This is a genomic window from Salinispira sp., assembly GCF_059431795.1.
The window spans coordinates 66,085-85,832 of the sequence record NZ_JBXWXS010000003.1 but is presented as its reverse complement, the minus strand read 5'-3'; the positions used below and the strand labels follow the sequence as shown (position 1 = coordinate 85,832).

Here is a 19,748-nt window from a genome sequence, read left to right as displayed (position 1 = left end):
TTCTCACATTGATGCTCTGAACGGATAAAATCGAATGAGAAATATAGATAGAGGCAATTTTCAAAGATGCTGGACTGAGATTGTTCCACGTGGAACATCGCATGGCTGCAGCCGAAATCAATAATTTTGTTCCACGTGGAACAAGTGAAGGAAACGAATGATGAAAATCCCTGGAGAATCCTGTGAATCACTCCTGGAAGAAAAGAAATCCCGCTTTATCTCCAGAGTACATTATGTGGAGAATCGAAATGAAGCGATAGATATTATTGCAGAGCAGAAGAGGAATCATCAACAATCCAACCATGTGGTGTATGCATTTATTATAGGTGATGAACGCTCAGAAACGTCGGGAATGAGCGATGACGGCGAGCCCAAAGGTACATCTGCAAGACCAACCATGGAAGTTCTAAAGGGTTCAGAGATGAGGAATGCATTAATTACGACCGTACGATATTTCGGAGGCACTAAACTCGGTACTGGGGGGTTGGTAAGAGCCTATACCCGTGCAGCTCAAGCGGCGTTGAAGCACTGTAATATTGTAGAGTTGAAGGAAAAGCGATCGCTAACTATGGTGCTTTCCTACTCAGAATATGAGGAACTGTGCCGAGGTATACAAAAGTTGTCGGCTGAAATAGTTCGAACAGAGTTTAGTGAGGAAGTGAGTCTTGATATTGATGTAGATACACATGATTTTCTTCTACTAAAAACCATGGTCCAAGACATAAGTAAGGGAAAGCGGATTCTTAGAGACCGCTGATCCGGCGAAATGTTTTCACAGCATCCGCATACTCATTAATCAATTCCTGCTTCTTCTTGCTGCTAAGGAACGTGGCTTTTAATGCAGTGAGATTCAGCTGTACCAGATCCTCTAATGAAAAAGCAAAGTAGTTGACAGCTTTAATGTAGTCATCTGTAAGATCGGTGTTTTGAATGGAGGGGTCGTCGGAATTGATTGTAACCGGAACACCCTTTCTATGAAGGGCACCCATTGGATGATTGTGTTCATCTTTCCATGATCCGGTCTGATAATTGGATGTAATACATTGTTCAAGAACAATAAAGTGCTCTTTCAAATATTCCTGGAGTTTGGGGTCGTTGATTGAGCTGGTTCCATGGCCGATGCGTTTTGCATGTAATTTTTTTATAGCAGTCCAGATTTGATCGCTGCCGGTTACTTCTCCGGCATGAACAGTAGCTTTGTACAGCTTATCTTTCTGGATCTCAGCGAAGAAGGGATCAAAAAGTTCAGGAGGATAGTTTATTTCATCTCCAGCCAAATCTATGCCTACAATTTCCGGAAGCCCCATATTTTTGATCATATTATATAAGCTGATCATCTCTTCGGGACTTTGCTTGTTGCGGTTGAATGTAATCAGATATCTGATATGAAACCCTGCATCAGAAGCAGCTTTGTTGGCTGCATTAATGACTATATTGGTTATTTCCCGGCGGTCAAAATTATTCTGTAGGGAAAAATGCTCGGGGCTGAAACGCAACTCAATATAAAATATACCGTCTTCTTTCATTTGGTACACTGAGTGATAGGTTATTTTTTCCACATCATCATGGCTTCTGTACCAGTCAGTTCGGAATTTACTTAAAAACAGAAGAAAGTCGGGCTCTTTATCCCTTGGGAACTGAATGGTATTTTTGAACTCATCGAAATCCTCTGGAACAGCCAAACCGTTTTTTTGGGCTATGGAATACAGTGTGGATGGATCAAAGGTTCCCTCCAGGTGACGGTGTAATTCAATTTTTGGGAATTTACTCATGTACTTCCTGTCGGAAAGTATTGATTTCTTCTTGTCTGTATTCATAAGAACGCTCACTTTATTACCAAGTAGTATAAAACGTATGTATTAATATTTCAGTATATGACGTGTAGAAAATTGTACAGCATATGCATCAACAACCGGCAGAAAGGAGAAATCTGTTAAAGCCGGTGAGAAAAAAAATCTATATGTCTTATTGTTTACGGGAAATCCCGGGTATTTGGAAGGGTGTCCAGAAACTATTTAGCTATTGTCTCGGGATTTCATGTATTGTGGGGAACCCGCAATGGGGTACTCGAAACATTGATAGCATTCATATTCGCCGCTGTCGGGGTTCCTGCTTTTCACTTGTCCACAATGGGAACACAGGGGTTCGGGCTTTGCCTGCAGTTCTTGAGTAACGGTAATTCGTCCATCAAACACGAAGCATGATCCTTCCCAGGCGCTATCTGCCCTGGGAATCCGTTCAAAATACTCAAGAACTCCGCCTTTTAGATGGTACACATCTTCTATGCCCATCTGTCTGGCAACTGCGCTGGCTTTTTCACATCGAATACCACCGGTACAGAACATGGCCACTTTCCTGGGGTTTCGTTCTTTAATCAAATTGTAAAGCTTTTCGGGAAATTGGCGAAAATTAAGGGTGCGGGGATCCACGGCACCCTTAAATGTTCCGAGACGGTATTCGTAGACGTTTCTGGTATCCACAAGAAGTACATCAGGATCAGAAATTAATTCATTCCACTCTTCGGGTTCCACATACGTCCCGGCGTCTGTCATAGGATTAATACCATCTACACCAAGGGTGACAATTTCATTTCGAATTTTAATCTTGAGCCTTCTGAAGGGGCTGCGGCTAAGATAGGCAGAGGAATCTTTGATATTATCGAAACTGGTCTGGAGAAGTTCCTGCAATTCCGATGTAAACGTACGAAGTTTTGAAATATCCGTGGAGGCAACGGTTGCATTCACACCTTCTTCAGCCAGTATGATCAATCCGATTACATTCAATCTCTCTGCGAGGGAAATAATTTTTGACTTCAGTTCAGATAAATTTTGCAGGGGATGAAAATGGTAGAAATTTGAAAAGTGGAATTGTGTCTTTTTGCTAAGTGATTTACTCATAATAATTATGTATAGCATACATCTTGAAGTTTGAGAATATTTCATTCCCCTGGGAGAATTAAATAGAATTAGAATGACATAAACGTTTTCATTTTATATACTAACGCCGTATGGGCAGAATAATAGTATTTGCAAATCAGAAAGGCGGAGTGGGCAAAACCACATCAGCAGCCAACCTGGGAGCCTACCTGGCTGAAGAAGGGAAAAAGGTAATGCTGGTGGATTTTGATCCTCAGTGCAACCTGAGTTCCAGCGTGGGTGCGGATGTACAAAACACGGGAATTTATGAACTGATAACTGGTCAGAGCACATTTGACTCCTGCGTTCAGGAAACATCCGTAACTAATCTGAAAATTATACCCGCCAGTCCCGACCTATCCGGGGCAACAGTGGAGCTGGTGGAGGTATCTAACAGGGAATATTATCTTAAGGAAGCTCTTCTCAGTATTAAAGAAGACTACGATTATATTTTTATCGACTGTCCGCCCAGTCTGGGAATCCTCACGCTGAACGGTCTGACCGCAGCAGATGAGGTTTTTATCCCTCTCCAAACCGAATATTTTGCTCTTGAGGGGATAACCCAACTGATGCAGAGTATTAAGATGGTGCAGCGGTCAAGTAACCCCGCCCTGAAAATCGGGGGGATAATTTTTACCATGTATGATTCCAGAACACGGCTGGCGCAGGATGTTGTGAAAGAAGTGGTGGGGTATTTTGGAAACCTTGTGTACAAATCGATTATACCCAGGAATATCCGACTCTCTGAGGCACCTTCCCATTCAGTTCCTATTAATCAGTATGATCCCGGCTGTGCAGGTGCCAAAAGCTACCATGAACTGGCGAAAGAGGTGATTCAACGTGGCTAAGAAGGGGCTGGGTCGTGGGCTGAGTTCTCTGATGCCGGAAACGGTAGAAGATGCCCGGGAGCAGGGGGAATCGGTACAGGAAGTATCCATAGACCGTCTTTTTCCCAATCCTGATCAACCCAGAAAGGAATTTCGACAGGAACAATTGGATGAACTTGCTTCTTCCATTGCCGAGAAAGGAATAATTCAACCCATAGTTGCTGAACCACAAAGTGACGGCCGCTATATGATCATAGCAGGCGAGCGTCGTTACCGCGCAGCGGGAATTGCCGAACTTAAGAAAATTCCTGTTGTACTAAAATCTTTCAGTGATGAAGATAAGCTCGAGATAGGGCTTATCGAAAATATTCAGCGTGAAGATCTTAATGCCATTGAGGAAGCCCAGGGGTATAAAAGCCTCATGGATCGGTTTGGTTATACCCAGGATGAGGTGTCACGGAAACTGGGGAAAAGCCGATCAGCCATTGCTAACGCCTTGAGGTTGCTCCGTCTGCCGGAAGATGTACGCACAGGAATCAGAGACCGGGAAATCAGCGCCGGACACGCAAAAGCGCTTTTATCTGTCGCTGAACAGCACAGTGGACAGCTCGATGAATTGTATGACCTTATCCGTCAGGAGGGGCTGTCGGTACGATTAGCCGAGAAGGCTGCGAGAATGATTAATGACGGATTTCATGTGGAAGGATTGCATGCAGAGCTCAGCGCCCCCAATCCAAAAGAGGAAGACGCGGAAGATCTCAGGGAACAGGTTCTTGAGCTCACAGGGGGAGCTCGGGTAAACTCCGGAGAATCGAATCATCAGGAGTCCGGGCACACCAGGAAAACACCCGCACTCTGGGACATGGAAGAAGCGTTGATAAAACATACGGGCAGCAAAGTGGATATCCGTGGAAGCGAAGAAAAGGGCCGTATAGAAATTCACTATTATAGCAAAGACGATCTCAAGCGATTATATGACCTGCTGCTGAACGACTGATGTATCCGGGCAGATAATAAAAAAATCTCATCATTGCATCGGCATTTTTTCGAATCCCGATACGGGGAGATATCCTCACTTCCCTACTGATCGGGCTTGGAAGAATCTCGGGGAATGCCGATTCTATTTCACCCCGTTGAACAAGATATACCCCAGGGCCTTTCAATTGCCGTCTCCAATCCGGCCCACCTGAATCGTTATCTTTACAAACATAAATCCCGTTATAATTCATATCTATCCCAAGAGCACTGCATACATTTCCCGGGCCCGAGCACAATCGTTTTTTCATATGCGCCGGCAGGTCATCCGGGTTCTTCACCGGCTCATTGGCACCCTTCCAGCCGGGGATCCGTCGTTCCATCATCTCACTGAGTCCAAAGAGAGGAAGCAGAGAACGAATGAGCACCGCTTCGCCCTGATTGACCGGACCGGAGACAATATTCATGCAATGATGGATGCCATAGCTCCGGTACACATAGAGAGAACCCGGCTGCTGAAACATTACCCGGTTACGTTCTGTTCTGCGCCTGTAGGAATGGGAGGCAGGGTCATCTTCCGTATACGCTTCGGTCTCTATGATCATTCCTCCGCAGCGTGGGACTACCTGCCCGGAATGGGCTGCGTTGCTGTCAGCGGTGATAATATAGCTTCCAAGTAACTCCCTGGCTAAGCGCCGTGTAGTATTCGGGAAATCCCATACTGCCATCGGCGAAACTGATCGGTCGGAAACCTTATGTCCTTTCATCCGATTATTCTAAAACAGCTTTTACAACGGGTACATAGTACTCACAAAATTTCCATAGAACCCTGAAATGCTGAGAAAAAGACCCTTATTGACAAAGCAAAATACGTTCTATATATTTAGGCCTCGCTAATTGGAGAGGTGTCCGAGTGGTTTAAGGAGGCGGTCTTGAAAACCGTTGTACGGTAGCCCCGTACCGTGGGTTCGAATCCCACCCTCTCCGTTAATCAAACAGCCCGGAAAATTCTTCGGAATGATTTGATTTATTTAATAATTATCTATACAATGCGTGCATTACTGCGCAATTGGAGAGGTGCGAGAGCGGCCGAATCGGGCTCCCTGCTAAGGAGTTGTGCCCTAACCGGGTACCGTGGGTTCGAATCCCACCCTCTCCGTTTTTTGATCCCGTAGCTCAGCTGGATAGAGCATCAGTTTGCGGAACTGAGGGTCGGTGGTTCGAGTCCACTCGGGATCGTGGCTGTGTTCACCGCAGCTTCCTGCAGCAGTGTGGATCAGCAAATATGTATGTTCTTCTGACGTCCAGGAAGAAAACTGGAGAGATGACCGAGCGGTCGAAGGTGCACGCCTGGAACGCGTGTGTGCCCTACCCGGGTACCGAGGGTTCGAATCCCTCTCTCTCCGTTGCCCCTTTAGTTATGTTGTCAGGCACTGTGCAATGTGCCATTACCCAACCCCGTCAGGCCCGGAAGGGAGCAGCGGTAAGTAACTGGTATGTGTGCCGCAGTTCGCTTGACTTCTGACTGAAGGGGTTTTTTTATTTTAAAAAATCCGTAAAATAGCGCCATGGCATATGAAGTGACAGCAAGCCGGAAGAGACCCCGGAATTTTAATACCTTGGTGGGTCAGGAATTTGTGACCGCCACCCTCCTCAATGCGCTGAAAACCCGGCGTATCGCCCATGCATATCTGTTTTCCGGTCCCCGGGGAGTGGGAAAGACGTCCACGGCTCGTATTTTGGCCAGGGCGCTGAATTGCCCCGATGATAGTAAAATGGGAACCCCTGAAGGTTTCGATTATCCCGGGGCTGAAGAAATCAGCAGAGGCGTTGCCATGGATGTTATTGAAATCGACGGTGCATCCAATACTTCGGTGAATGATGTCCGTGCAATCAAGGACGAAGTTCTCTTCCCTCCTCAGAGCAGCCGATATAAGATATATATAATTGATGAAGTTCACATGCTTTCAAACTCGGCTTTCAATGCATTGCTGAAAACCATAGAGGAACCTCCCCATTATATCATCTTCATATTTGCCACCACAGAGATTCATAAAGTACCAGCAACCATACGCTCACGCTGTCAGCAGTTCAACTTTCGGCTTATCCCCATTGAAGAGATTATTCAGCTTCTTACGGAAGCGGCGAAAGAGATAGGTATCGGGGCAGAAGAAGATGCCCTCTTCTGGATAGCCCGGGAGTCTACCGGTTCCATGCGGGATGCGTATACGCTTTTTGATCAGGTGGCGTCCTTCTCAGACGGTCATATCACTCTGGATAAAATCAAAGAAAAACTGGGACTGTTGGGAATTGATGAACTCAATGCCTTTACCGAATTAATTGTTGAGCAGAGAGAAAAGGAAACCCTTGAATATCTTGATGGGATGTTTTCCGCCGGGATATCTGTAGAACAGTTAATTATTGATCTCAGCGATTATTTCCGGGGATTGCTGTTCGCCGCCCAGGGTGTGAATAGAGACGGTTTATTAGGACATCCGCTGAAAAGCTATTCAGATAAAGTGGTTCATGCTCTCAAACCGACTCAGCTGGAGAAAATTCTTGAAATGCTTCTTCAGGCTTACCGTGATATCCGCTATACGGTGAATGCAAGGCTGGAACTGGAAATACTGATCAGTAAAATAACCCGAATCTCCAAGTATCTGGAACCGGAAGAAATTGTTGAGAGGCTGCGGGAGCTGAAGCAGGAGATCACAGAAATGCCCGGCGATACCCCGCTTAATAATCCCCGTGTATCGGATCCCGGGTTACCCCTCCCAAGTCCCGGGCAGCAATTGAGTGAACAGCCGACCGTTGAGCAAGCCCACAAACCCCGCTCCGGTCCCGATGAGCCTGAGAGTGAAGCTCCCTCAGGATCCGGCCATCTCAGCCAGGAACAGTGGGAGATGCTCATTCAGCGTATTCAGGACGAAAGTCCAACCCTTGCGGCAACTCTTAGCGCAGCCATCGGCCGAGAGCAAGATGGTGAGCATCTGACCATACAGTTCAGTACGGCGATGCACGCCGGAACCGCCCGCCAGGAAATGAAATTCATTGCAGACAGTATTCAGGAATTATTTGGAATACATGTTGTAATTAATATTACCCATAGCGATATTCAGGAAGAAGAGGTTCAGGAAGATCCGGATGTGGCTATGGTTAAAAAAGTTTTTCGCGGCGAACTGCTGAACTAATAACAACATCAAAAAAGAGGTGTAAAGATGAATCCCATGGATCTTATAAAAAACTTTGGAAACATACAGGAAAAGCTGAAGGAATCCCAGGAGAAAATGAAATCCATTCGTGTTACCGGTTCTGCAGGCGGTGATATGGTGAGAGTGGAGCTTTCAGGCGATATGGCCATTGCTGGAATTATTATCAGTCCTGAAGCCGTTGATCCTGAGGATATCGAAATGCTTCAGGATCTTATCCGAGCCGCCCACGCAGATGCACTGGTGAAAGTGAGGGAAAAACTCAGCGAAGAGATGGGTTCTCTTACCGGCGGCATGGATATTCCCCCGGGTTTTCTGGGATAATCGGAAATGGACCATCTTGATTCTCTCATTCATCTCCTTTCCCGGTTGCCCGGGATTGGGAAAAAAAGCGCCACCAGAATGGCGTATTATCTCCTTCAAAGCGATGAGGATTTCACCCGGAATTTAGGTGAGCATATTAGCTCGCTCAAGGAAAAGATCTCACGCTGTCAGCGCTGCGGCAATTATTCTGAACATGATCTTTGTCCGGTATGCGCGGATCCCCGCAGGGACGCAGGACTCATATGTGTGGTTGAGCAACCACAGGATATTGCGGTTCTTGAAGCATCACATGAATATACCGGGTATTACCATGTTCTTCACGGAGTCCTGGCACCCCTGGATGGGGTGGGTCCATCGGAATTGAATATTCAGTCGCTGATCAGCCGTGTGGGTGAAGGGAGCGTGGGGGAATTGATTATCGCCACTAATCCTACCGTTGAAGGGGATACAACCGCACTGTACCTGAAGAAACTGGTGGAGCATTTAGGGGTTTCCGTGAGCAGACTCGCTCTGGGCCTTCCGGTGGGCGGTGATCTCGAATATGCCGACCGTCTTACCTTGGCCAGAAGTTTGAAAGGACGCACGATGCTCTGACTGGAAAGCGTTCAGACAACGGGGCGGGCCTGCCCGCCGCCCCGCTTTCCAAAAATGCGGAGCAATTTTGGAAAACATGCCGGTAAACGCTTATGAATCCGGCAGGGCAGCATTATCCGCGATGGAACGGAGTATGGGGAGAAGTTCAGTGAAACCCCGGAACAGGTCGGCCTTCTCCGCTTCCAGAAAAGAGGAGAGAACCCATTTCTGTATTGGGAATGAAGGGTTCTCCGGCCGACCGATTCCAAGGGCAATCCGCAGAAAATCGTTTTTACCCAGATGCTGCTTTACTGAGCGCAGACCGTTATGACCTTTCAGGCCACCTCCCCGGCGGGTTTTCCACTCCCCTGGCTTCATATCCAGTTCATCGTACACTACCAGAATTTCCTCCACGGGAATGGAAAAGAACGATGATATTTCCTGAATACCTTCACCGCTTTTGTTCATGAATGTATGGGGAACATAGAAATACACGGTGTTTTGTCCGGGAATTTGGTGTTTGGTAAATGAGCCCTTGAATTTCTGTTGCCAAGTGAGCGGGCTTTCCTGTTCCAATGCTTCAAGAAGCATCCATGCGGCGTTATGACGGGTTTGAGAGTACTGCCTTCCCGGGTTTCCCAGAAAACATAGCAATGATATTCTTTCAGACATATACCTAGTATTATCAGATACGAATAAAAAAAGCATCAGGATAGGCAATGTTCAGAATTACATATTCCAACAGATCCCAAATGAAACCAGGTGATATCCTGTTGAGATTCACCCCCCAGCGGAGCGATCGGGTTCAGTTGCGAAGCACCGGGGGAAGATTGGAGGCGGCAAACGTTCATGAAAATGACTTGAGTGATCGGGGGTTGATAAGCGCGGGCCGGCTCTCTGATACGGATGTATGGACAGGATTCGGAGCAGAAGCGATGAGGTATGCCGGCCCTGAAGAAATAGAGCACGGATTGGATGATGGTTGGTACGAGTTCAAACTTCGGGACCTGTATGCTCATATGGATGAAGAGCTATTTCAGGCAGTGGTCAGAAGCTCGCAGATTCTATATTGGATGGGCAGAACCCGATTCTGCGGTTCCTGTGGTTCTCCCGCCGCTCCAGGAGACGAGGATCTTTCCATGGTGTGTACCGGATGCGGGGAAACCTATTACCCGCAAATTGCTCCGGCCATAATTGTGGCCATCCGGAACGGAGACAAGCTGCTTATGGTACGGAATCAAAAGCGGCCCCAAGGGTTCTATGGACTGGTAGCCGGTTTTGTCGAGGCCGGCGAGAGCCTTGAAGAAGCGGTACACAGGGAGGTCTTTGAGGAGACCAACCTCCGGGTGAAAAATCTGAAATATGTCCGCAGTCAATCCTGGCCCTTCCCCAATTCACATATGATAGCCTTTTCTGCAGAATCTGCAGGGGGTGAAATTAAGTTTATCGATGGTGAGCTTGTAGAAGCGAAGTGGTTTTCCGCGGAGGAAATACCCAACCGGATGCCGGGTTTCAGCGTGGGAAGTAAATTGGTTGCGGATTTTATTCACCGGGTTGCGCAAGAGAGGGGTTCAAACCGGGAGGCTAAATAGCTCCCCCCGGAAGTTTGAACCTTCAAAACGATGTGCATTACAGCACGTGTTTCGAAATTTCCTCTAGAGTTTATCGATAAGCATTGAACATTTACCGCTGGGAATGGGCAGGGTCTTTTTCTTGTCTCCCAGTATATCTATGGTGAAATAGTAGAGTTTTTCACTTTCCAGACGAATTTCCCAGCCCCTCTTACTTTTGTTGCTGAGAATTGTAATGAGGTTTCGTTTTAAGGAAAGGTTTTCAATTCCCATGGCTTCCAGGGTGGGTACAATCCAGTCCACAGTTTTCCGGGGAAGGCTGATATATAATCCAATGATATTTTCAATCATTAAGGCGACGGTGGAAAGGCCAATGAAAGGAAGGTACATGGCTCTTGGGAATTCTTTATTCCCCTCCCAAAGAGCCGCTCCATCCCGCATAGGTCTGTAGGCTTCATACACGTTACCCCGCTTATTATCATCCGGATGAAGGGTGTCCAGCATATAATACATATGCCGGATACTGGAGTCCCGGGCCAGGTCATATGCCTGATATTTTTCCAGCCCTTTAATCACCATGAATGTGAGATACGGATATACTGATCCGCAGTATCCCTTTCCCAATTCGTCGAATTCCGGTTCATCTGCGGCAAGGGAAGGAAAGGGGTGGGGTGTGCCAAATGTATCCGGGTTTTTCAGATGAGCGAGAAGCAGATCGAATTTTGCATCGTTGGGGAGTTCCGCCAAAAGGCTCCAGAAACCGCCAATGGTTTTTACTTTAAGCTGCTCTTCATTGGCATCCAGATCAAAATAAAAACCTGCTTCTTCATCCCACATCTTTTGATTTATTTTAGTTTTCAGAGAAAAGTAGTGCCGTTTATATTTAAACGCTATTTCCTTGTCGTTAAGAATATCTCCCAGCTCGCTCATATAGAGGGCATTAATGGCCATTACGGTATTAAAATCCAAGAGGTATTTGGCTTCTTTTCTTGGTGAGTTGTCCATTCCGGTTGCAGAAAGGGGAACTACATACAAGCCATTCTCAGCCCGGAAATTGGACTCAAGCCAAGAGAAATATTTTTCCAGGATGGGCATGATATCTTTAATCCGCTTTTTATTGCCCAGTTTGTGAAACAGGTTGTATTCGGCCCAGGAAAACAGAGGAAGCCCCACAGATTCGGGGTTTTCCTCGGTGAAAACCGGTTTGTCATCCGCAAGGGAATACAGATGCCGGATTGCGCCGTTTTCTTCCTGCCGGCTGTAGAAAAAATCCAGTTGGGGAAGGCTGGGATAGATTTTATTACTATATACCAGAAAGAAGGTGGAGAAGTTGCTGTCCAGTGAACTAATCCTGTCCCCTTCCGGCGGGGTAAAAATGCGTGTCGGAGTTCCGTTGATATCTACTTCATCTGAGTAGTAATCTTCCACCCATGCCCAGGTTTGGTTGTAAATGTCCACAAAATCCTGGTCATAAAAACGGATACTGGGAAATTCCTTTTTTTGCACTGAGTCTCCTTATGTCTTTCCGTGTAAGTATACAGGGTCCATTATAACATGATTGATTGGTTTTTAGATTAAGAAACTGAAATTAGCATTTTTGAACGGGGGAAGTCAAATTCGCTTATGGGATGCATGTGCATATTTATTCACTAAATATACGGCGGTACTGCATAAAACCTTGACTTTTCACCTCCCACTGTGTACAAAAATCAGATATGGATACAAAAGAACTGGATATTACTGCTGAGCTTGCACACATTGAACTCAGTGACGAAGAAAAGTCAGGATTCGCTCAAGCGGTGAGTCAACTGGTGGAATATTTTGAGGTCATGGATCAGATGGAGCTGAAGCAGGGCGATGTGGAGCACCATATCCCCATTAAGAGCAATGCACTGCGGAAAGATCAGGCTTCTGAATCCCCACTCAGCGATGATATTCTTGAGCAGGCACCGGATCTGGAAGACAGATTCATCGCTATCCCCAACGTATTATAGAATCCTCATTTGCTGTGAAATCTGGTCCGAAGCGGCACAGTGTTCAGAGCGAAACAATTCTCTTAAAGTAGGACGGAGTTATATGAAAGACTGGAAAGCCAGCACCCGTGAAGGCCTGGCCGAATACCGGAAGTTTGTAACGGACCGCGATGCGGCCGTATCGGCATTTCTTCACTTTTCCCCGAAGGAACGGAACAAGACAACTGCGGCGTCCGAGACCGCTGAGCAAAAGCCCCTTTCAAATTCCAATAATTACGACAATAACTCCCTTGAAGACCTTCCCTATGCAGTAAAAGACAATATCGCCGTTAAACAGATGCCTCTGAGTTGCGGGTCAAAGTTTCTTGAAAATTTTGTTTCACCCTACGACGCCACGGTAATAACGCGGCTGAGTGAACATGGGGCTGTACCCGCAGGGAAAACCAACATGGATGAATTCGGTATGGGGTCTTCAGGCGACAATTCCGCACTCCAGCAAAGCCATAACCCCTGGGATCTGAGCAGGGTGTGCGGAGGTTCCTCCGGAGGCTCGGCCGCGGCGGTTGCTGCCGGACTGGTGCCTTTTGCCCTGGGATCGGATACTGGAGGTTCTGTGCGTCAGCCTGCAGCATTTTGCGGAATTTACGGACTGAAACCTAGTTACGGCTCGGTTAGCCGATATGGACTTGTGGCCTATGCATCATCTTTGGATGTTATCGGGGTGATGGCAGCAGACATAGATATCACCCGTGATGTGTTCCATGCAATCCGGGGCAGGGACGAAATGGATCAGAGTTCCGTAGATTATCGGGACTTCCCGGTGGAAAAAGAACGGGTGAAAACCATCGGAATTCTTACCGGGGAGCTGGGGTTAAGCGAAGAAATGGGAGAGGCCTACGGGCAGGCTGTAGAGCATTTGCAGAAAGCCGGGTATGAGCTGAAAGAAGTAGAGATGCCCAGTCTTGAATACACGGTGCCCTCTTACTACACCATTGCGACAGCAGAAGCCAGCGCAAATCTGGCCCGATTTAACGGTGTTCGCTATGGTGAGCGGCCGATCTTTGCGGAAAACCCTGATGAACTGGTCAGGAAGTCCCGGGATGCGGGATTTGGAGACGAGGTAAAGCTGCGCATTCTTCTGGGTACCTATGTACTTCGCTCCGGTTTCCAGGATCGTTTTTATCAGAAGGCCCAGCAGATTCGGACGGAAATCCGGAGGGAGTTTAGAGAGCTGTTCGAAAGTGTGGACACATTAATGCTGCCGGTTTTTCCCACCCAGGCCTTCCCCCATGGTGAATTGGGATTGGATGCATTCCAGCAGAAAATCTCAGACAGATTCACCACTGCTGCCAATCTCACCGGTCTGCCGGGACTGTCTGTTCCCGGACCGTTGCTGAATAATCTGCCAACCGCTGTTCAGTTCATGGCCCCGGCTTTCCATGAACACTTGTTGTTCGAATGCGGCGAGTCCTTGGGCGGCAGCTTTCCTATTCAAAACCCCGGAGATTTTCCGCCGGAGTACCGGCTGGAGAGGGGGTGATCATGGGTCAAATTAAGGAGAATCGGATGTACCAGTCGTTTATCGGGTTGGAGATACATGTACAGCTCACCACAGATTCAAAAGTGTTCTGCAGCTGTAAAAATCATTTTGGGGATGAGCCGAATACCAATGTTTGCCCAGTCTGTATGGGCCTGCCGGGCTCTCTCCCCGCATTGAACGAAGAAGCCATTAAGAAATCATATGCTGTAGCCCGGGCTCTGAACTGCACTCTCAGTGAAGAATGTGTTTTTGAACGAAAAAATTATTTTTACCCGGATTTGCCCAAGAACTATCAGATTTCACAATTTGAAAAGCCCTTGGGAACCAACGGGTACATTGATATAGAGTTTAACGGTAAAAAAAAGAGGGTCCGAATTCATGAATGTCATCTTGAAGAAGATGCGGGCAAAATGGTCCATGCGGGAGATATGAGCCTTCTGGATTTTAACCGTACCGGTACACCCCTGCTTGAAATTGTTACCGAACCGGATCTTGAGCTGGCTGAGGAAGCCGAGGTGCTTATCCAGGAACTGCGAAGAATCGTACGCTACCTTGGGGTCTCCGACGGAAATATGGAAGAAGGGTCCATGAGGGCGGATGCCAACGTATCTATCAACCCTGTAGGCCGCGGACTGGGAAATAAGGTGGAAGTGAAAAACTTGAACTCCTCACGATTTGTCCGCAAGTCTCTTAGCTTCGAAATTTCACGCCAAAGCGACATAATGGAAAAGGGCGGAACCATAGTTCAGGAGACCCGGCTCTGGAATGAGAACCGTGATCAGACAGAAATTATGCGTACCAAGGAAAACGCCAACGATTACCGGTATTTCCCAGAACCTGATCTGCCTCCGTTCAGGACCGACAAGGAGTTTCTTTCTCAGGTGGAAGGACTGCAGGTAGAACTGCCGCTCAGCCGAAGAGAACGCTACCGCAACGATTACGGATTAAACGATCTTCAGGCTGATTTTATCTGCGATGAAAAGTTTACCGCCGTTTTTTTTTAAGAATGCATACAGGGAGGGGCCGAACCCCTCCAGCTGGTTTCATGGCTGAGCAGCGATGTACAAAAGGAACTGAACCGACACGCTATGGTGCTGGAACACAGCCCCTTGAGCTCCGGGCGTATGGTGGCAATGCTCCGTTTGCTGACCCAGGGTCGGATCCATGGAAAGATTGCCAAGCAGGTGCTCCAGGTCATATTTGAAGAGGACAAGGATCCTGAAGATATTATCAAGGAGCGGAACTGGGAACAGATAACCGATTCCCGGGCTATTCAGGAAATTATCGACGCAGTTCTCACTGAATTTCCCAAAGCAGTACAGGAAATACAGGCAGGAGATTCAAAGCCGCTTAAATTCCTCATGGGGAAGGTGATGCAGGCAAGCTCCGGACGTGCCGAACCCAAAAAAGTGCAACAGTTGCTTTCTGCTTCATTGCAGGTACGCACCCTGGACATACTCAGCTTTGGAGGAGCCATATCTGGAACCAGGCGGGGGGACGGATTCATCGAGCCCGGAGATATGCTGAATATCCGGAAATACCTGGATCAGGACGGTGAGATAGCCTCAGATCTGCGCTTTGAAGAAATTCAGATGGGTAAATTTCTGAGTGAGGAACTTACACCTGAGGATTGGGCGGCCCTGGTTTACAGGGTTTTCAAGCTTCTCAAGCGGGGAAGCAACGGTATTCTTATTGCGCACGGTACTGATACCCTTGCATACACGGCTGCTCTTCTTCACTGGTTCTTCGGTTCTTCAGACACCCCTATTCTTCTTACTGCAGCGGTAAATCCATTGGAAGAGGATTCTTCGGGAGTAGATCATCTGAAAAACGGAATTATGGAACTGGAAGCTGCGGGAAGGAAGGGTTGGCCCGATTTGGATGTTGCCGGACCGTCCTCTGTGCGGGTGTCTGTTTCCGGACGGGTATATCCTGCATATAATCTGAAATTTAGAAATTTTGAAGATGGAGCGCAGCTGTTCAGTACATGGAATGAAGCAATCTTGAAAAAAACGGGAAGAAATGCCGTTCTGGATCTGGACCGGCTGAATGAACTGCCTGAGCTGGATTATATGACAGCTGTTTTCGAACAGATTCTGAAAAGAGTTGCTGTGGTGAAAATCTACCCAGGAATGCAAAGCTCTCTTATCAGGGCTTTGATCGATCAGGGGGTTACATGCCTGATTCTTGAATTGTATGATTCAGGCACGGCAAATCTCAGCCAGTCTCCTTTCTCTATCAGGGATGCTCTGGAGTATGGGCGGGAGAAAGGGGTGCGCTTCTATTGTACTTCCCAGCAGGAGGGCCTTGTTGACTTTGCCGATTATGTTACCAGCCACCAATTGTGGAAGGAAGGTGCTCAGGCAATGGGCCCGGACAGCTCCGAGTCTGCATTTACCAGAGTGATTGCTCAGGAATTTGCAGCACAGCTTGAAGAGGATGATAAAGTATGATGACGCGAACACTGGCACGGGATCTGCCGGAGTATGAAGGCAAAGAAGTAACAGTTTCCGGATGGGTTCACAGAATTCGTGAACTGGGGGCGATAAGTTTTGTACTTCTCAGGGACCGCAGCGGAATACTCCAACTGGTATATGAGGGAAAGCTAGAGTACAGCCTTGAATCGGTTATTCAGGTTCGGGGAACTGTACAGGCAAACCCTAAGGCCCCGGGGGGATTCGAGATTCAGGCCCTGGAAAGCAATACCTTGGCGCCTGCTGCGCCGGACCTTCCGTTTCAAATCAATCAGGATGCGGACGGCACCGGTATAGAGTCTGTTCTGGATAATAGAATGATCAGCATTCGTAATCCAAAAATTCTGGATATCTTCCGTCTCCAAAGTTCGGTTATCAAGTATTTTCAGGAATATGTGCGAAGTCTTGATTTTACAGAAATAAAGACCAGCAAGCTGATCGGTTCCGGTACCGAAGGGGGAACCGGCCTTTTTGAGGTTGCTTACTTCGACACTTCAGTGTATCTCGCCCAAAGCCCTCAGTTCTATAAACAGGCAATGGTGGCCAGCGGGCTGGAACGTGTTTTCGAGGTGGGGGCAGCCTATCGGGCTGAAAAACATGATACACCCCGGCATTTGAATGAATACGTTTCCCTGGATGTGGAACTTGCGTTTATTGAGGATGAGCATGATCTCATGGATATTGAAGCGGGGATTTTAAAAGCCATTTTCCAGGGTGTACGGGAAAACGAATCAGAAATTCTCAAAAAATACGGAACTTCTGTGCCCGATGATGAGGCGGTGGAAAACATACCCCGTATCACCCATGAGGATGCGAAGAAAATCATCTCACAGCGGGGTGGCAAGAAAGTCTTTGAAATTAACCCGGAAGGGGAACGACTGATTTGTGAATGGGCTGAGGAAGAGCATTCTGTGCCTGCGGTTTTTATTACCGCTTTTCCGAGGAAAAAACGGCCGTTTTACACCTATCCTGACGGATTGAAGACCAAAAGCTTTGACCTGATTTTCCGGGGGCTCGAGATAACCACCGGCGGACGGCGAATTAACGAGTATGAAATGATGAAAGAAACCTTGCCCAAATTCGGCATGACCGAGGAAGGTCTCGGCGGTTACATCGATATTTTCAAATACGGTTGTCCTCCCCACGGAGGTTTCGCAATTGGTTTAGAGAGAATAACCCAGAAAATCCTCGGCCTTTCCAACGTGAAGGAAGCCAGTCTATTTCCCCGGGACAGAAAACGGATTGTTCCCTGAGTCTTTGTCTCGGAGTGCCCCGGATTCCTCTGTGGATTCCTAAGGGGCTTATTAAGTTCCAAAAATCGAAGGGAAAAAAAACGGCCGCCGGGTTATTTCCGGGCGGCCGTTGTGTTGTATGCGTAAGCCAGGGATAATTCAGGAACCTTTGGAGGATGCGATGCTGATGTTTTTCAGTTTCTCCAGAGTTTCATCTATTTGGGTTAAATCAACCGGCAATACCACCTGAGTATCTTTTTTCGCCAGAGATTTCATGGATTGAAGGTAACCCTCCATAATCTGCAGGTTCAATGCCTCATCGCCACCGTCCACAGAAATTGCCTTTGCGAGTGTACGAATGCTGTTGGCACTTGCCTTTGCGATTGCCAGAATTTCAGACGCCCGGCCCTGGGCTTCATTAATCAGCTGTTCTTTGATCCCTTCGGAACGGTTAATATTTTCTTCCATTTCACCGAGGCTGTGGTTCACTTTGGAATCCCGTTCACCTTCGGATCGGGCGATTACAGCTCGCCGGTCCCGATCGGCACGCATTTGCACTTCCATGGCCTGAAGAATATCCGGAGGAACGGTAATATCTCTAATTTCATATCTGGTTACCTTAACCCCCCACGGATCGGTGGCTTCATCAACTTCTTTTAAGATAGCTGCGTTTATCTTTTCCCGTTCTTCGAAGGTTTTATCCAGATCCAGTTTTCCGATAACCGAACGCATGGTGGTCTGGGCAAGGTAAATCGTTGCGAGACGATAATTGGTAATGCCGTAACTTGCCTTTTTTGGATCCATAACCTGAAAATACAGTACGCCGTCAACCTGTATTTTCACATTGTCCAGAGTGAAGCAGCTCTGGCTGGGGACATCCAGGGCCTGCTCTTTCAGTGAGTGCTGGTATCGCACTTTATCGATAAAGGGAATCAGTAAATGAAGACCCGCCTCCATGGTATTGCTGAATTTTCCCAGACGCTCAACCACCCGTACCGTTTTGGCCGGAATAATCTGTATGCTCCGGATAACTGAAATAACAACCGTAAGACCGAAACCGGCCAGTAAAATGTTTATAAGTAGCATTCCGCTCATGCTGCACCTCCCTGAGATCCCCCTGATTTGCCGGGGAGAACGCTTGCAATCAGCGATTGAACCTGTGCCAGGTCGTGGGGCATTACCGATACATGTGAATCGGTAAGAATTTCCTCAAGCTGCTGAATGAACTGGTTGGTTAACCGAAGATTCACAGCCTTCTCGCCATTGGGCTCTCTTATGGCCCCGGCTATCTCCTGGAGTCCCTGTGCTGTGGCATCTGCTACAATGGTAATTGCTTCGGCTCGGCCCTGAGCTTCGTTAATCTTTTTTTGTCTGTCACCCTGAGATTTATTGATAGACTCACTCTTGTCTCCCTGAGACACATTAATGCGGCTCTGTTTGACCCCTTCGGATTCCAGAATTTCCGCACGTTTTTCACGCTCGGCTCTCACCTGGGCCTCCATTGCATCAACAATGGGGTTTTCCGGAGTAATATCTTTGATCTCATAGCGAGTGACTTTAATACCCCATGGGTCTGAAGCTTCATCTACCGCCTTTACAATGGCGTTATTCATTATCTCACGTTCAGAGAAGGTGCGATCCAATTCAAGCTTCCCGATTTCACTTCGCATGTTTGATTGAGCAAGCTGTGCGGCGGCATACCGGTAATTGTCGATCCCGTAGCTTGCCTTTTCCGCATCCATCACCTTAAGATACAGTACACCATCAACTGTTACCTGAACATTATCCCGGGTTATACAGATTTGGGGAGGTACATCGATCACCTCTTCCTTTAATTCATGCTTATCAACAACCCGTTGAATCCCGGGAAGAACCATGTGAAAGCCGGGTCCCAATGTCTTCTGAAATTTACCGAAAAATTCGATAACCCACGCCTGCTGTTCCGGGACGATACGCAGGAGCTTGAAGAATACAAATACCACCAGGGCTGCAAGACCACCGCTGATCAGCAAGCCGCTAAAAAAATCCATATTGCCTCCTTACTCTAATGAATCCACATCAATTTTTCTGATGATCAGGTTTCTTTCCATTACTAAACATCAGTTATATATGTATACGTACTTGGACCTGTAAAT

19 protein-coding genes, 4 tRNA genes and 1 other RNA gene are annotated in these 19,748 nt (G+C 47.4%); 17 read left to right on the top strand and 7 right to left on the bottom strand.

The window, feature by feature from the left end:
- Positions 1–160: 160 nt before the first annotated feature.
- Positions 161–757 (top strand): YigZ family protein, encoded by a 597-nt coding sequence (locus AC52PS_RS01580; RefSeq protein WP_495561270.1) that lies wholly within the window; start codon positions 161–163, stop codon positions 755–757.
- Here the strand turns inward: AC52PS_RS01580 and add are convergent.
- Together add and trhO are read right to left on the bottom strand one after the other, a co-directional pair.
- Positions 744–1,817, bottom strand: coding sequence for an adenosine deaminase (add, locus tag AC52PS_RS01575; RefSeq protein ID WP_495561269.1), 1,074 nt, complete (start codon positions 1,815–1,817; stop codon positions 744–746). The genes AC52PS_RS01580 and add overlap by 14 nt on opposite strands.
- A gap of 198 nt (positions 1,818–2,015) precedes the next feature.
- The gene (gene trhO / locus AC52PS_RS01570; protein ID WP_495561268.1) at positions 2,016–2,897 is read right to left on the bottom strand and encodes an oxygen-dependent tRNA uridine(34) hydroxylase TrhO; all 882 of its coding nucleotides are present in this window, start codon (positions 2,895–2,897) and stop codon (positions 2,016–2,018) included.
- A 110-nt stretch (positions 2,898–3,007) separates the two neighbouring features.
- Here trhO and AC52PS_RS01565 point away from each other — a divergent pair, with 110 nt between their 5' ends.
- On the top strand, positions 3,008–3,763 hold the full coding sequence (locus tag AC52PS_RS01565; protein WP_495561267.1) for a ParA family protein: 756 nt from the start codon (positions 3,008–3,010) through the stop codon (positions 3,761–3,763).
- Positions 3,756–4,739, top strand: a complete 984-nt coding sequence (locus tag AC52PS_RS01560) for a ParB/RepB/Spo0J family partition protein (RefSeq protein WP_495561266.1) — start codon at positions 3,756–3,758, stop codon at positions 4,737–4,739. The genes AC52PS_RS01565 and AC52PS_RS01560 overlap by 8 nt, the downstream gene beginning before the upstream one ends.
- Here the strand turns inward: AC52PS_RS01560 and AC52PS_RS01555 are convergent.
- A complete protein-coding gene (locus tag AC52PS_RS01555) occupies positions 4,705–5,484 on the bottom strand; it encodes a DNA-3-methyladenine glycosylase (protein WP_495561265.1) in 780 nt (259 codons plus the stop codon). The two genes, AC52PS_RS01560 and AC52PS_RS01555, sit on opposite strands and share 35 nt — an antisense overlap.
- Positions 5,485–5,616: 132 nt before the next feature.
- On the opposite strand from AC52PS_RS01555, the gene AC52PS_RS01550 reads away from it, so the two are divergent.
- The 8 genes from AC52PS_RS01550 (at position 5,617) to recR (ending at position 8,844) form a co-directional block, all read left to right on the top strand.
- A tRNA-Ser gene (locus AC52PS_RS01550) sits at positions 5,617–5,704 on the top strand.
- A gap of 84 nt (positions 5,705–5,788) precedes the next feature.
- Positions 5,789–5,876 (top strand) — tRNA-Ser (locus AC52PS_RS01545).
- A 6-nt stretch (positions 5,877–5,882) separates the two neighbouring features.
- Positions 5,883–5,956, top strand: a tRNA-Arg gene (locus tag AC52PS_RS01540).
- Positions 5,957–6,035: 79 nt separating this feature from the next.
- A tRNA-Ser gene (locus AC52PS_RS01535) sits at positions 6,036–6,123 on the top strand.
- Between the two features lie 18 nt (positions 6,124–6,141).
- An RNA gene (ffs, locus tag AC52PS_RS01530) (signal recognition particle sRNA small type) lies at positions 6,142–6,240 on the top strand.
- 45 nt (positions 6,241–6,285) lie between these two features.
- A complete protein-coding gene (gene dnaX / locus AC52PS_RS01525) occupies positions 6,286–7,908 on the top strand; it encodes a DNA polymerase III subunit gamma/tau (RefSeq protein WP_495561264.1) in 1,623 nt (540 codons plus the stop codon).
- A 36-nt stretch (positions 7,909–7,944) separates the two neighbouring features.
- Positions 7,945–8,250, top strand: coding sequence for a YbaB/EbfC family nucleoid-associated protein (locus AC52PS_RS01520; protein WP_495561263.1), 306 nt, complete (start codon positions 7,945–7,947; stop codon positions 8,248–8,250).
- A 6-nt stretch (positions 8,251–8,256) separates the two neighbouring features.
- A complete protein-coding gene (recR, locus tag AC52PS_RS01515; RefSeq protein WP_495561262.1) occupies positions 8,257–8,844 on the top strand; it encodes a recombination mediator RecR in 588 nt (195 codons plus the stop codon).
- Between the two features lie 90 nt (positions 8,845–8,934).
- Here the strand turns inward: recR and pth are convergent, their stop codons facing one another.
- A complete protein-coding gene (pth, locus tag AC52PS_RS01510) occupies positions 8,935–9,495 on the bottom strand; it encodes an aminoacyl-tRNA hydrolase (RefSeq protein ID WP_495561261.1) in 561 nt (186 codons plus the stop codon).
- Between the two features lie 47 nt (positions 9,496–9,542).
- Here pth and nudC point away from each other — a divergent pair, with 47 nt between their 5' ends.
- Positions 9,543–10,415: an NAD(+) diphosphatase gene (gene nudC / locus AC52PS_RS01505; RefSeq protein ID WP_495561260.1), complete on the top strand. Its 873-nt coding sequence runs from the start codon at positions 9,543–9,545 to the stop codon at positions 10,413–10,415.
- Positions 10,416–10,478: 63 nt separating this feature from the next.
- On the opposite strand, the gene AC52PS_RS01500 is transcribed toward nudC, so the two are convergent.
- On the bottom strand, positions 10,479–11,900 hold the full coding sequence (locus AC52PS_RS01500; RefSeq protein WP_495561259.1) for an MGH1-like glycoside hydrolase domain-containing protein: 1,422 nt from the start codon (positions 11,898–11,900) through the stop codon (positions 10,479–10,481).
- 209 nt (positions 11,901–12,109) lie between these two features.
- Between AC52PS_RS01500 and gatC the strand changes: the two genes are divergently transcribed.
- From gatC to aspS, 5 genes are all read left to right on the top strand, one after another.
- Positions 12,110–12,388 (top strand): Asp-tRNA(Asn)/Glu-tRNA(Gln) amidotransferase subunit GatC, encoded by a 279-nt coding sequence (gene gatC, locus AC52PS_RS01495; protein WP_495561258.1) that lies wholly within the window; start codon positions 12,110–12,112, stop codon positions 12,386–12,388.
- 82 nt (positions 12,389–12,470) lie between these two features.
- Positions 12,471–13,907 (top strand): amidase family protein, encoded by a 1,437-nt coding sequence (locus AC52PS_RS01490; protein WP_495561257.1) that lies wholly within the window; start codon positions 12,471–12,473, stop codon positions 13,905–13,907.
- Between the two features lie 2 nt (positions 13,908–13,909).
- On the top strand, positions 13,910–14,911 hold the full coding sequence (gene gatB, locus AC52PS_RS01485; protein WP_495561256.1) for an Asp-tRNA(Asn)/Glu-tRNA(Gln) amidotransferase subunit GatB: 1,002 nt from the start codon (positions 13,910–13,912) through the stop codon (positions 14,909–14,911).
- Positions 14,912–14,917: 6 nt separating this feature from the next.
- Positions 14,918–16,360 carry an asparaginase domain-containing protein gene (locus tag AC52PS_RS01480; RefSeq protein ID WP_495561408.1) on the top strand — a complete coding sequence of 481 codons (1,443 nt, stop codon included), beginning with the start codon at positions 14,918–14,920 and terminating at the stop codon, positions 16,358–16,360.
- The gene (gene aspS, locus AC52PS_RS01475; protein WP_495561255.1) at positions 16,357–17,634 is read left to right on the top strand and encodes an aspartate--tRNA(Asn) ligase; all 1,278 of its coding nucleotides are present in this window, start codon (positions 16,357–16,359) and stop codon (positions 17,632–17,634) included. The genes AC52PS_RS01480 and aspS overlap by 4 nt, the downstream gene beginning before the upstream one ends.
- 138 nt (positions 17,635–17,772) lie before the next feature.
- Here aspS and AC52PS_RS01470 read toward each other — a convergent pair whose 3' ends face one another.
- Both AC52PS_RS01470 and AC52PS_RS01465 read right to left on the bottom strand, forming a co-directional pair.
- On the bottom strand, positions 17,773–18,708 hold the full coding sequence (locus AC52PS_RS01470) for an SPFH domain-containing protein (protein ID WP_495561254.1): 936 nt from the start codon (positions 18,706–18,708) through the stop codon (positions 17,773–17,775).
- A complete protein-coding gene (locus tag AC52PS_RS01465) occupies positions 18,705–19,643 on the bottom strand; it encodes an SPFH domain-containing protein (protein WP_495561253.1) in 939 nt (312 codons plus the stop codon). Before AC52PS_RS01465 ends, AC52PS_RS01470 begins: the two co-directional genes overlap by 4 nt.
- Between the last annotated feature and the right edge of the window lie 105 nt (positions 19,644–19,748).

Excerpts from the sequence above, each read along its gene's own strand:
- AC52PS_RS01580 (WP_495561270.1), top strand. The coding sequence starts at position 161 with ATGAAAATCCCTGGAGAATCCTGTGAATCACTCCTGGAAGAAAAGAAA.
- add (WP_495561269.1), bottom strand. The coding sequence starts at position 1,817 with ATGAATACAGACAAGAAGAAATCAATACTTTCCGACAGGAAGTACATG.
- trhO (WP_495561268.1), bottom strand. The coding sequence starts at position 2,897 with ATGAGTAAATCACTTAGCAAAAAGACACAATTCCACTTTTCAAATTTC.
- AC52PS_RS01565 (WP_495561267.1), top strand. The coding sequence starts at position 3,008 with ATGGGCAGAATAATAGTATTTGCAAATCAGAAAGGCGGAGTGGGCAAA.
- AC52PS_RS01555 (WP_495561265.1), bottom strand. The coding sequence starts at position 5,484 with ATGAAAGGACATAAGGTTTCCGACCGATCAGTTTCGCCGATGGCAGTA.
- dnaX (WP_495561264.1), top strand. The coding sequence starts at position 6,286 with ATGGCATATGAAGTGACAGCAAGCCGGAAGAGACCCCGGAATTTTAAT.
- AC52PS_RS01520 (WP_495561263.1), top strand. The coding sequence starts at position 7,945 with ATGGATCTTATAAAAAACTTTGGAAACATACAGGAAAAGCTGAAGGAA.
- recR (WP_495561262.1), top strand. The coding sequence starts at position 8,257 with ATGGACCATCTTGATTCTCTCATTCATCTCCTTTCCCGGTTGCCCGGG.
- pth (WP_495561261.1), bottom strand. The coding sequence starts at position 9,495 with ATGTCTGAAAGAATATCATTGCTATGTTTTCTGGGAAACCCGGGAAGG.
- nudC (WP_495561260.1), top strand. The coding sequence starts at position 9,543 with ATGTTCAGAATTACATATTCCAACAGATCCCAAATGAAACCAGGTGAT.
- gatC (WP_495561258.1), top strand. The coding sequence starts at position 12,110 with ATGGATACAAAAGAACTGGATATTACTGCTGAGCTTGCACACATTGAA.
- AC52PS_RS01490 (WP_495561257.1), top strand. The coding sequence starts at position 12,471 with ATGAAAGACTGGAAAGCCAGCACCCGTGAAGGCCTGGCCGAATACCGG.
- gatB (WP_495561256.1), top strand. The coding sequence starts at position 13,910 with ATGGGTCAAATTAAGGAGAATCGGATGTACCAGTCGTTTATCGGGTTG.
- aspS (WP_495561255.1), top strand. The coding sequence starts at position 16,357 with ATGATGACGCGAACACTGGCACGGGATCTGCCGGAGTATGAAGGCAAA.
- AC52PS_RS01470 (WP_495561254.1), bottom strand. The coding sequence starts at position 18,708 with ATGAGCGGAATGCTACTTATAAACATTTTACTGGCCGGTTTCGGTCTT.
- AC52PS_RS01465 (WP_495561253.1), bottom strand. The coding sequence starts at position 19,643 with ATGGATTTTTTTAGCGGCTTGCTGATCAGCGGTGGTCTTGCAGCCCTG.